The 12,206-nt window shown below is 45.8% G+C and carries 9 protein-coding genes and 2 pseudogenes; 6 read left to right on the top strand and 5 right to left on the bottom strand.

Annotated features, from left to right (window positions below; genetic code table 11):
• Positions 1 to 21: 21 nt before the first annotated feature.
• Positions 22 to 170, top strand: a pseudogene (locus tag L4D74_RS10915) (IS110 family transposase); the annotation flags it as partial.
• A 21-nt stretch (positions 171 to 191) separates the two neighbouring features.
• Here L4D74_RS10915 and L4D74_RS10910 read toward each other — a convergent pair.
• From L4D74_RS10910 to L4D74_RS10895, 4 genes and pseudogenes are all read right to left on the bottom strand, one after another.
• Positions 192 to 335 (bottom strand): DUF1294 domain-containing protein, encoded by a 144-nt coding sequence (locus L4D74_RS10910; RefSeq protein ID WP_428752263.1) that lies wholly within the window; start codon positions 333 to 335, stop codon positions 192 to 194.
• Positions 330 to 623, bottom strand: a pseudogene (locus L4D74_RS10905) (sodium-dependent transporter); the annotation flags it as partial. The pseudogene L4D74_RS10905 and the gene L4D74_RS10910, both read right to left, overlap by 6 nt.
• Before the next feature lie 283 nt (positions 624 to 906).
• Positions 907 to 2,427 carry a CoA-acylating methylmalonate-semialdehyde dehydrogenase gene (locus L4D74_RS10900; protein ID WP_428752141.1) on the bottom strand — a complete coding sequence of 507 codons (1,521 nt, stop codon included), beginning with the start codon at positions 2,425 to 2,427 and terminating at the stop codon, positions 907 to 909.
• Positions 2,428 to 2,438: 11 nt separating this feature from the next.
• Entirely contained in the window at positions 2,439 to 4,415 is a 1,977-nt protein-coding gene (locus L4D74_RS10895) for a bifunctional 5-dehydro-2-deoxygluconokinase/5-dehydro-2-deoxyphosphogluconate aldolase (RefSeq protein ID WP_428752140.1), read from the bottom strand.
• Between the two features lie 683 nt (positions 4,416 to 5,098).
• Here L4D74_RS10895 and L4D74_RS10890 point away from each other — a divergent pair.
• The 4 genes from L4D74_RS10890 (at position 5,099) to L4D74_RS10875 (ending at position 9,993) form a co-directional block, all read left to right on the top strand.
• On the top strand, positions 5,099 to 6,112 hold the full coding sequence (locus tag L4D74_RS10890) for a sugar ABC transporter substrate-binding protein (RefSeq protein ID WP_265676811.1): 1,014 nt from the start codon (positions 5,099 to 5,101) through the stop codon (positions 6,110 to 6,112).
• A gap of 85 nt (positions 6,113 to 6,197) precedes the next feature.
• Complete coding sequence (locus tag L4D74_RS10885; protein WP_265676812.1) at positions 6,198 to 7,691, top strand: sugar ABC transporter ATP-binding protein; 1,494 nt, start codon at positions 6,198 to 6,200, stop codon at positions 7,689 to 7,691.
• Positions 7,692 to 7,743: 52 nt separating this feature from the next.
• Positions 7,744 to 8,760, top strand: a complete 1,017-nt coding sequence (locus L4D74_RS10880; protein WP_265676813.1) for an ABC transporter permease — start codon at positions 7,744 to 7,746, stop codon at positions 8,758 to 8,760.
• Positions 8,761 to 9,138: 378 nt separating this feature from the next.
• On the top strand, positions 9,139 to 9,993 hold the full coding sequence (locus tag L4D74_RS10875; RefSeq protein ID WP_428752139.1) for a MurR/RpiR family transcriptional regulator: 855 nt from the start codon (positions 9,139 to 9,141) through the stop codon (positions 9,991 to 9,993).
• A gap of 3 nt (positions 9,994 to 9,996) precedes the next feature.
• Here the strand turns inward: L4D74_RS10875 and iolG are convergent, their stop codons facing one another.
• Positions 9,997 to 10,983 carry an inositol 2-dehydrogenase gene (iolG, locus tag L4D74_RS10870; protein ID WP_428752138.1) on the bottom strand — a complete coding sequence of 329 codons (987 nt, stop codon included), beginning with the start codon at positions 10,981 to 10,983 and terminating at the stop codon, positions 9,997 to 9,999.
• 393 nt (positions 10,984 to 11,376) lie between these two features.
• Between iolG and L4D74_RS10865 the strand changes: the two genes are divergently transcribed.
• Positions 11,377 to 12,204 carry a sugar phosphate isomerase/epimerase family protein gene (locus tag L4D74_RS10865; protein WP_265676816.1) on the top strand — a complete coding sequence of 276 codons (828 nt, stop codon included), beginning with the start codon at positions 11,377 to 11,379 and terminating at the stop codon, positions 12,202 to 12,204.
• Positions 12,205 to 12,206: the final 2 nt, after the last annotated feature.

Raw genomic sequence — 12,206 nt, 5'->3', positions numbered from 1 at the left:
CTGAATTTCTGAATATTGCCAACTTATGAGCGATTACTTGCCGTCGGTAAACCTAAACAGTATCAAGAGTTGCCTGTATGAGAAAGATGGTTGTGATTCTCAATTCTATGCTTAGAGACGGTGTTATATGGGACGAAAACTGCGCCAAAAATCAACTATTGACGCCATAGTCTCTTGTTAGTCCACATCACTTAACGCGTAACTTGAGCTAATAATGCTCCAGGCCAACCCCTGGCCAAGGATAGGGTATATAGCGTATTTTCTGCCGTTCGCCAGCTGCCATTCTGTGCCGCCTGCTTATCCCAAGCAAACATAAAGTATGTAAAAGTACTCACCACGCTAATGACACCAGTAAATGTCCAACTCCGATCCGTTATTTTGAATGCACCAACGGCTGACTTTTGGGTATATCGACCAATAGAAAATTCCGTCAACATCACGCTAAATCCGATGAAAATAACAAAAGCAAAGTAGATAAGAACAAACGCCCCACCCCCACTTTCACCAGCGGTATACGGGAATTTCCAAATATTCCCAAGTCCGACCGCGGAACCGACGGCGGCCATAACAAAGCCAAGCTTTGATCCCCATGTATCTCTTGATTGTGAAAGGTGACTTGCCACAACATCTCCGAAAGTAATGTTAAAAAATAGATGAATTTGATTGTGTTTCTGAGCAGTAATGAAAGCGACGCGTTGTGTGATCACGCGTCACTAGAAAAAGCGCTGCGTATAGTAGGAGGAGAGTGTGGCAAACGAAACCGTAGAATTACGGTATTAACATCAAAAAGTGCGAAAGGGACGCACTCATTCAATGCCAAGATATTTTCATCGCTCGGAAAACGGCAACTGCGGCTCAAAAAAAAGCAGTCGCCGGAGCGACTGCTTGATAACGACCAATTTAACGTTACATCGTAGGAAAATTGAAGCGACTAGCGTGCTCTTCCAAACGCACGCTGGCAGGCCATCGGCTTGTCACAGTTTTCATGCGTGTATAAAAACGAACACCGTCGCCACCGTGCATATTTAGCGGTCCAAAGATAGAGCGCTTCCATCCGCCAAAACTGTGAAACGCCATGGGTACGGGCAGTGGCACATTCACGCCAACCATCCCGGCAAGCACTTCTTCTTCAAACTGACGAGCGGTTTCACCGTCGCGAGTAAAAATCGCCGTGCCGTTACCGTACTCATGCTGATTAATCAATTCCAGTCCGGTGGCGTAATTGGGCACACGGACGATGGCGAGTACCGGACCAAAGATTTCTTCTTGGTAAATGGTCATCCCTGGCGTGACATGATCAAACAATGTCGGTCCCACAAAATAACCTTGCTCGTAGCCTGAGATTGTCAAATCTCTCCCATCAACCAACAAAGACGCGCCTTGCTCAACCCCATTTGTGACAAGGTCACAAATCTTTTGTTTATGCGGCGCAGAAATCACCGGCCCCATGTCATTTTCTTTACCTTCAACAATACCCGGCCCCACTTGCATCGTTGCTATTTGGGTTCGTAATTTATCAATTAAGCGATCCGCGGTTTCATCTCCCACCGCGACCACCACCGATAACGCCATACACCGTTCTCCCGCCGCGCCGTAAGCCGCGCCCATAATGGCATTAGAGGCCATATCTAAATCCGCATCGGGCATCACTAAGCAATGATTCTTGGCACCGCCTAATGCTTGGCATCGTTTGCCGTGCGCAGAAGCCGTTGCATAAATGTATTCTGCTATGGGCGTTGAGCCAACAAAACTCACCGCTTGAACACGTTCATCCGTCAGCAGAACATCCACTGCTTCCTTATCCCCTTGAACCACGTTGAATACACCGTCAGGTAAACCCGCTTGCTTAAGCAAGAGCGCTAGCTCGACTGCCAGAGAAGGATCCTTCTCTGACGGTTTTAATACAAACGTGTTACCCGTCGCCAACGCAATCGGAAACATCCACATTGGAACCATTGCCGGGAAATTAAACGGGGTAATACCAACGCAAACCCCTAAAGGTTGCATGAGTGAGTGGCTATCCACCCCTGTCCCCACATTAGAAGAGTGTTCGCCTTTTTGTAAATGCGGAATGCCACATGCAAACTCCACCACTTCAAGCCCACGCGCTAGCTCTCCAATGGCATCCGAATACACCTTTCCATGTTCACTAGAAATCAAACGAGCCAAGCGCTCTAGGTTCTCTTCCACTAACGCTTTAAAGGCAAATAATACTCGGGCCCGTTTTAGTGGCGAGGTTTTCGCCCAGTCGGCATAAGCATGTTGAGCGGCTGCAATCGCGTGTTGGGTTTGCGCCTCATCGCTCAGTCTAACCTGCTTAGTCTGCTGCCCTGTCGCGGGGTCAAAAATGGGAGAGATACGGTTAGACTGCGGTTCACCAACAGCATCATGAACTGCACCATTAATAAAGTTAAATACGGTTTCCATAACTGCGTTCCTTAATTTGATACCAATGTAGTGGATTCTGTTTGTAAAAGGCTCTGCACTGAATTTGAATTCGGCTCGTTCAATTGGCGCTCACGCCATGCAGTAATTAATCGTTGGTAGTTGGTTTTTACTTGAGCGACGAACTCATCATCCCCTATCTCATTCGACAACCATAAGCTAGACGGTAGACCAAAGAGAGTGCGCCCCACTGCAAAACCTTTAACAAGCGAGCAATCTGCCGCTGCGTTAAAACCCGCTTTTACCTCATCGATCGGCGCATCTAAACCGAGAATCAACACTCCTCGACAATAAGGATCATTTTCATGGACGATTCGTTCTACGCAACGCCACGAAGAAGGTGACAATGGTGGCAATTTCCACCAATCGGGTTTGACATCGATTGCATAGAATTGCTGCAATAACGCAACATAAAACCCATCATTTGCTTCACAGCCTTTCGGTAAGATAACTTCAAGAAGCAGTTCATGCCCAGACTGACAGCAAGCTTGGTACACCTCTTTAACCGTCTTTTCCTGTGCATGACGAAGCGTCGGCTCGTCATCTGGATGACAAAAGACCAGGCATTTCACCACATGTTCCAAGGGCCATGAAAGGAGTTGTGAACCAATATTCCCATGCTCAAGTTGCAGCGGTCGAGAGCCCGGAAGTTCAATGGGCCGACCTATCCACACCCCTGTTCCTGTCGCCGCATTCAGAACCGATTGACCGAATCGGCTGTCGCAAAGCACACCCGACTGCTCGGCTAGCCCTTCCTCAGCAGAGACCTCTTGTGACGCACGGTAGATCAACGCTTTTAGCGGGGCGATTTGAGACCGATCTGCCCCCGTATCTAGAACCATTTGTTCAAATTGACTGCGATGATCAAAAGCCAGAACACATAAATCGTCCCAGTGTTTTTTTCGAGTCGTGACACGATGTAAGTGGTTTAAATGCTGGTCTTGATCAGGACGCGGTACGCTTGATGCCCTGAGTAAGTAGTTGTCGAGCTCCTCTTTCGTTGGCATCGCTGGCGCGCAACCATGTCGAGATACCACCAAAGCGCCACAGGCGTTGGCATAACGACAAGCGTGCTCCCAGCCTTCATTATTGAGATAACCACGCAGCAGCCCGGACATAAACGCGTCGCCTGCGCCTAAAACGTTAAGGACATCAACACGCACCCCTTCAATCGTGATACCGTCATCAAGGCACTCAGGTATTTCGTTTGTAAACACAGAGCATCCTAATGCACCTCGTTTACATACAAGATCAGCCTGACTCACACGCCGCACTGTACGCAGCGCCTCCACCGTGTCCGTTGATCCGCCCGCGATATGAAACTCTTCTTCCGTACCAACAATCACATCGAAAAGACCCAGCACGTGCTGCAACTGTTGTGTTACTTCATCGGATCCAATAAAGCGCGTTTCTCCGTCGCCTAATGCGGTTAAACCCCATAATACCGGACGATAATCAATATCGAGCACTGTCTTAACATCATGTTTTTTTGCATAGTTTAAGGCAAGCAGTACCGCATCACGCGTTCGTGGGTGGGATAAATGTGTCCCGGTAATGGCTAAACATCGTGCCGAGGCAATATAGGATTCAGAAATATCGTCCACACTGATCGCCATATCCGCACAGTTATCTCGATAAAACACCAACGGAAACGTCTCTTCGTCCTTAATCCCCAGCAACACTAATGCCGTTAACCGCTCTTTATCAGTAATTAGGTGGCTTGTATCAACGCCGACAGATTGCAATTCTTGGCGTACAAATCGTCCCATATGTTCATCACCCACTCGAGCGAGCATGGAAGACTTTAGCCCTTGCCTAGCCGTGCCAAACGCAACGTTGCCAGACGAACCACCTAAGTATTTTGCAAATGTACTCATTGATTCTAACGGCGAGCCTATTTGCTCCCCATACAGATCAACCGCGACTCTACCCAAACAAATTAAATCCAGCGTTTTATCTTCCAACTTCATATTTCTATTCCCTACGACTAAGCGTTCATTTCACTCACTGCGCTTTAGCGGTTCCAATAGCAACAACAGTGTGTGCTGTTTTACCAACTGAAAAGATGATCAATCAAACAAAATGAAATTAGGTTAATGAAGAGAACGATCATTCTGTTTTACTCTTTATATGAAATGTACATTCTAAAATCAAAGTAAAACGAAATATTTAATCCAAATGAGTGATCACGGTTACATTACCGGCTTGTTATTAGACTTTAGTCTTACGCTAAAAAATGAAAAAATAGAAAAAATTTTCCAACTCTTTTTTCATCGAATTATTTTTGTAACCCAAATTCTTTAGCCAATCTAAATCAATAACTTAGAGATAAAAACAGAAACAACCTTGATATTTTATCTTTATTTATCATCAAGTTATAAAACTGCGACATATCACAAAAATTAACACCTACAAGATCTATGTAACAATTATAACAATTGTGCTCACTATCTAATGGCAAAAATAATTTTCTATCTATATAGTTATCAGTGAAATAAATGAAAAATATTTATCATTTAAAATACACAATAAATATCACCCTTTAATGGAATAAAAAGACCCAATTTATAATGCCTATTCATTAATCGTCGACATTACATTGTGAAACGTCCCGTGATAGGCAGTAAAAGTGATAACAACAAGGAGACAGTCAATGTCATCAAAAATGAACACTCTTTTTCAATGTGTAACCCGCTTCTCGCATAAGATTGCTTGCTATCAAGAGACCACTAAACGAGTGGTAAAAACGGGCCTCGTTGCTATTGGTTTAATGAGCCTTGTCGCGTGTGGCGGAGAAGAGAGCAAAAGCGATGTTGTGACAATTGGCGTCGCCATTCCTAACTTTGACGATACTTTCTTAGTCAATATGAAAGACTCAATGACCGCCTATGCAGAGAAGCAAGACAATATTGAACTCATCTTTGTCGATGCTAAAGAAGATACGGTTAAGCAGCTCGGTCAGGTACAAAACTTCATCATCCAACAAGTCGACGGCATTATTTTAGTGCCGGTAAATACCGATGCAACGCAACCGATGACAGACAAAATATTGGATGCAGGGATCGAATTGGTTTACCTCAACCGACGCCCTTCTTACCTTCCAGAAGGAGTGGCTTACGTCGGCTCTGAAGAGCTGCAATTTGGTAAAGAACAAGCGAAGTACGTCGCCAATAAAAGTGATGGTGGCAACATCGGTATTTTGATGGGCATGATGACCATTGAAGCCGCGATCCTTCGAACTGAAGGTGTCGAAGATTATTTCCAAGACAAACCTGACTTCAACATCATTCGTAAGCAAACCGCGTTATGGCAGCGCTCGCAAGCCATGGTCGTGATGGAAAACTGGATCAATTCGGGCGACAAACTTGATGTCATCATTGCCAATAACGACGACATGGCGCTGGGTGCTATTCAGGCACTGCGTGCCGCAGGCAAACTTGATGACACCATTGTGGTTGGCGTGGATGCAACGCCAGATGGATTAATGGCGATTGAAAGCGGCGCACTGGATGCCACCGTGTTCCAAGACGGCGGTGGTCAGGCTCGCGGCGCGATCGACGCAGCACTCAATGGCATCAAAAAACAACCGCGTGAAAAAATCACATGGATACCTGCCGAGCTTGTCACCAAAGACAACCTTGCTGAGTTCAAAGCTAAACAAGGTTAACGTCACCTTTACTCATATGTTCTATGTGCTGTCTTACCGTTCAAGTAGAACCGGCGCATAGAACATTTCAAACGGAGCTGTAATTATGAGTCAAGCCCTCTTGGAAATGCGTGGTATTTCTAAATCCTTCCCTGGAGTTAAAGCCCTCGATAATGTGCAACTGACATTAAGAAAGGGGCGCGTCATGGCCTTAATGGGCGAAAATGGTGCCGGAAAATCCACCCTAATGAAAGTGCTTTTTGGGATATATCAACGAGACGATGGCACCATTCGCTATCAAGGAACTCCCGTCAACTTCACCGGCGCTAAAGATGCGCTTGAGTCTGGAATTTCGATGATTCACCAGGAACTGTCCCCTATTCTTCACCGCAGCATTGCTGAAAACATTTGGTTGGGTAGAGAGCCCACTAAGGGGCCTTTCAATCTCATCGACCATAGCAAGATGTACCGTGATACCACCACGTTATTGGAAAAGCTAGATTTACACTTAGACCCTCGCACGCCCATGAGTGAACTTACCGTTGCCACCATGCAAATGATCGAGATTTCAAAAGCGATTTCCTATCACTCTAAGATCATCATTATGGATGAACCCACTTCTGCTTTAACGGGCAAAGAAGTTGACCATCTGTTCGAAATTATTGAATTACTCAAATCCCAAGGCGTCGCAGTGGTGTATATCAGCCACAAAATGGATGAGATTTTCCGTATTTGTGATGACATCACCGTCTTTCGAGATGGCAATTTCATTGGTGAACGTGAAGCGGCTTCCACTAACAACGACGAACTCGTTCACATGATGGTAGGACGCGATCTTGGTGACGTTTATCCGCCAATCACGGCTAAACCAGGCAAAGTGAGATTAGACGTACGAAACCTCTCTGTTGAGGGTCAGTTCAGTGATATCAGCTTCAAGCTTCATGAAGGCGAGATCCTTGGAATAGCCGGACTGGTGGGCTCTGGTCGCACCGAACTGATTGAAACGCTGTTTGGAGTGAGAAAAAAAGACGTAGGCGAAATTTGGATCAACGGTGACAACGTTGAAATCAAAACGCCTACCGATGCCATTAACCACAAGATGGCCTTTCTTACCGAGGATCGCCGCCATTCTGGTCTGTATTTGATGTTGGATATTTTTGCTAATACCTCCATTGCCCACCTTGACGCTTACCGCCATAAGGTCAGTAATTTACTTGATGTCAGAAAAATGCAGAAAGACTGCTCAACGCAATGCTCGTCACTCAAAGTGAAAACCCCTGGCATGTCTGAAGCCATTGATAATTTAAGCGGTGGCAACCAACAAAAAGTATTGCTGGCTCGTTGGATGCTAACCAAGCCAGACATTCTGTTTCTCGACGAGCCAACACGAGGTATCGACGTTGGTGCAAAATCCGAGATCTACAAGCTGATGCGTCTGCTCACAGGCATGGGGAAAAGCCTGGTCATGATCTCATCAGAATTACCCGAGGTCATTGGTATGAGTGACCGAATTCTTGTTATGCATGATGGTCAATTCAAAGGCGAACTGGACGGTCACGAGGCCTCTCAGCAACAAGTCATGTCATTAGCGTTCAATTAATACGTGTTTAATTGGCACCGCAAGCTAGCCCAACCTATCAAGGAAAGTAGTTATGATAGCTAAACTTCTTCAAGCCACGTCGGATCAACCGAAAACTGGCAACAAAACTCGTTTTATTTCCAAATACGCCATCTATGTCGTCTTTGTTGCCATGTGCGTGGTCATGAGCATTTTATCTCCGGTTTTTCTCACCGTCGCTAACTTACTCAATGTAATGACACAGATGGCCAGTATCGGTCTACTTGCGTTAGGCGTCACCATCATCATCATCACCCGCGGGATAGACTTATCTTCAGGTTCGGTGTTAGCGGTAGCAGCCGTGGTATCAGCCAGTACCGCGCAAACCCTCGACTGGGGCATGAGAATGTACCCAAACTTGCCTGAACTGCCGGTTATTGTGCCTATTTTGGTCGCGCTCGGTGTGGGGGCTTTTTGTGGCTTAATTAACGGAGCACTGATCGCTTACACGGGCATCCCACCATTTATTGCTACCTTAGGCATGATGATCATCGCTCGTGGCGCTGCGCTTTTATATTCAGACGGCCGCCCTATCAGTAGCCTAATCGATTCCTACCAATGGATAGGTCAAGGTAGCATTGCGGGTATTCCAGTGCCTGTGGTGATATTCCTCGTCATGGCGCTATTTACTTATTTGTTACTCAATTACACCCGATTTGGCAAATACGCTTACGCCATCGGTGGTAACGAAACCGCCGCCTATGTGTCAGGGATTAACGTGACAAAATACAAAATCCTGGTCTATGTCTATGCAGGTTTCCTCGCCGGTATTGCAGCCTTAATTCTGACGGCTCGTATTAACTCCGGGCAACCTGGATTGGGTAACATGTACGAACTTGATGCGATTGCGGCAGCAACGGTCGGCGGCGTATCGCACGCTGGCGGAATTGGTACCATTCAAGGCACGATTGTCGGCACGATGATTATGGGTGTACTGCAAAATGGTCTCGACCTACTCAATGTTTCCGCTTACTGGCAACAAGTCGTCAAAGGCTTGGTGATTGTTGTCGCGGTTATCTTTGATATGAAGCGCCAGAAGAAAAGCAAATAGCCGTCATACAACACACTCTAGATACACCGTTACCACAGAAGATTGAATGTAGGGACCTCCCCTGAGGTTTTCCGTGCCACGAAGTGTCCTGCTATCGTGGCTTTTTTTTTATTACGATATGGCAAGCTCACGTTGACGAATACGCGACACCTAAAGCGGTGACTGTGACTAAAGGGAGGCGTTGCCAAAAATGACGATGACGAAAGGTTACTGATGCTAAAAAGCCGAACTGATACAAAATCTAGAGTTAAAAATAATGAAGTAATGAAATAAGTGTTTCATTTCTGTTTTCGCTATTTCACATCGGTGAATAGCTCTGTACTATAGTCATTCACCAAGCCAGCTGCGTCTGGCGTAGACATTCTAAAGGTATTTATTATGGGTTCTGCAAGCAACCTTAGCGAACTTGAAAGCCAAATTCGTCAACAACACAGTAAGTTAAGCAAACGCTTGCAGCAAGTCGCCCACTACGTTCTGGAAAACCCCAACAGCATTGCCTTCGATACCGTCGCCGTTATTGCCAAAGCCGCCGATGTTCCCCCATCAACATTAATCCGTTTTGCGAATGCGTTTAATTACAGTGGCTTTAATGAACTGAAACAAATATTTCGTCAACACCTGGTCGATGAGACAACCAGCTACACACTGCGGGCAAAGTTAGTCAAAGCGCTCAGTGACGATCACCCTAGAGAAACACCCTTGGACATTTTACATGAGTTTGCTAACGAAAATTCTCAAGCCATGCTGCAGCTTGCTCAGCAAACATCGCCCGAAAAGCTTCAGCAAGCACTCGACATTTTGGCCAGCGCTGACAACATCTATCTCATTGGGCAACGCCGTTCTTTCAGTGTTGCTTCCTACTTTACTTATGCGCTGCGCCACTTAGAGTGCCGAGCATTTCTGATTGATGGATTAGGAGGTATGTATGAAGAGCAACTTAGTATGGTTGGAGCAAACGACGCCGTGGTTTCAATCAGCTTTTCGCCCTACGCTCAGGAAACCGTCAATCTAAATAAATTAGCAAGTAAAGCTGGGGCGAAGCAAATCATGATTACCGACAGTCTAGTCAGTCCGTTGGCGGAGTACAGTGACGTATGCTTTGTCGTGAAAGAGGCGAAGGTTGACGCTTTTCGCTCACAGTCCGCTTCGTTATGTTTAGTGCAGTCCATCGCGGTCGCGCTCGCATTTAAACAAGGCAGCACTCCTGAAGAATACGTGCTGCCAAATCGATAAGAATTAAAGAAGCACCGTTTTACCTGTTTGCATCGACTCTAAAGCCGCCTCGGCTAGTACCAAGGCGCGTTCGCCATCGTTGCCATCACAGATAGGCGTTGCTTTTCCTGCTAGAACATCGACAAAATGGGCCCACTCGGCAATGTAAGCTTGCTCATATCGCTCTAAAAAGAAGTATTGTGGTTTTGCACTAACACAACCACTTTCACCCCAGTGCTGAACGAGATCTTCTTTCATATTGCCCGCTTGCAGTAGCCCTTTCTCGCCATGCAGTTCCATACGTTGATCATAACCATAACCAGAGCGACGACTGTTTGAAATAGTCGCAATAGCGCCCGATGGAAAATTCATAACAATGACGGCAGTGTCAATATCCCCTGCTTCTCCTATCTCTTTGTCTACCATACAGCTTCCGTGAGCGGTAATAGCGATAGGATCCTCGCCTAGAATATAACGAGCCATATCAAGGTCATGAATACTCATATCACGAAACATACCACCCGAGGCTTTAGCATAGTTGGCAGGAGGGGGAGAGGGATCTCGCGAAGTAATCAGTAATGATTCTGCTTTTCCAATCACACCAGCGCCAAACTGCGACTTAAGCTTTTTGAATTGTGGATCAAATCGACGATTGAATCCAACTAGCATAGAAACCGGGGTTTTCGCCAGCACTGCCAAACAATCTCGCACACGGCTTAGCTCCAAATCTATCGGTTTTTCACACAAGATAGTTTTACCATTTTGTGCTGCAAGCTCAATAAAATTGGCATGAGTATCCGTTGCAGAGCCTATGCACACCCCATGTACATCTGGGTCTAGCATTGCCTCCTCTATTGTTTGGATCTTCGCATTATATTGCAGAGCCAGTTGATTGGCTCCCTCAACATAAGGGTCTACTATCGAATACAGCTTGGTGTCAGGATGATTATGGATATTGACGGCGTGTACTTTACCAATACGGCCCGCACCAAATAAAGCAATGTTAAACATACTAATTTCCTTGCCATGTCACGTACGTCATTACTGAACGTAAGCGTTAAAAAGATAAATGCGAATACCGCATCCATGAAGCCTATTATTTCTCGTCTTCGCTCTTCAACCCTACGCTTACTAATAAACCGCAGTCCAAAAAATACGCATCAACAACGACAAGATGAAAAATAATTATCACACAAAGTTACCTTAAAACCCGCTAGAAACCTACCAAAAAACTCACGCAATGCCTAGTTCAATGTAAATACTGATGTGTAGTCACATAAAGAGAAAAAGGAATTGGAAAATATTTATCACGCGATTGAAAATAGAGTTTACTCTGTTAAACGCCACCGACGAAATCGAACGTGGATAGCAAGATGACGGCTCATAACTATAGAAGGATAATTTATGCGTTACGCATTGCATGGAATGTGCTCACTGCACAACAATATTGTCAGCGATATTCGTCTAGCCAAAGAGACCGGCTATGACGGTCTAGAGATTCACACAGAGAAACTATGGCGTTACATCAACGCTGGCCTCACTAGCCAAGAGCTAAAAACTCGCCTACAAGATGCTAATATCGCTCCTTCCGCTATTGATATTATCGGGAGTGTCGAGAGCACAGGCAGCGCTGCGCAAAAGCAGCTTTTCAAAGACACCGAAATTCTATGTCAGTTTGCTAAAGATATTGGCGCACCAACCATCCAATTAAACGCATTCGAAGCGCTTACTGGACTATCCACTGAGGATAACATCCGAATTACCGCTCAAAATATTCGGAGCATCGCCGACATCGGTAAAGAACATGGCATTCGCTTTCAATATGAAGGCGCGGCATGGACGCCAATTGCAACATTGAAACACTACTTCCAGCTGCACGATGCGGTAAATCGCGATAATTTTGGTTTTGTTTTAGACACGTGGCATTTTTGGGCGTGTCGTGGCGCGACACCGGAAGACATCGCGAAGATTGACGCATCTCTAATCTACAACGTCCATATATCGGATGGTCACCGCCCTGATATAGGCGCACCTTGGGTTGATGAAAAAGAACTGCGTAACTGCCTAATAGGACAAGGGGAGATCCCTCTACAAGAATGGACAGCCGCGATACAAAGCACGGGGTATGATGGGTTCTACTCTGGGGAATTTTTAAATGACCAGCTGTGGGAAGGCGACCATTACGACACGGCGACGAGCATGCTTTTCGGCATGAAACGTCTATTTAACTGATC

Source organism: Vibrio cionasavignyae, from assembly GCF_050337155.1.
Taxonomy (GTDB): domain Bacteria; phylum Pseudomonadota; class Gammaproteobacteria; order Enterobacterales; family Vibrionaceae; genus Vibrio; species Vibrio nomapromontoriensis.
Note: the sequence above shows the minus strand (reverse complement) of the source record. Positions and strands in the feature narration are given on the sequence as shown.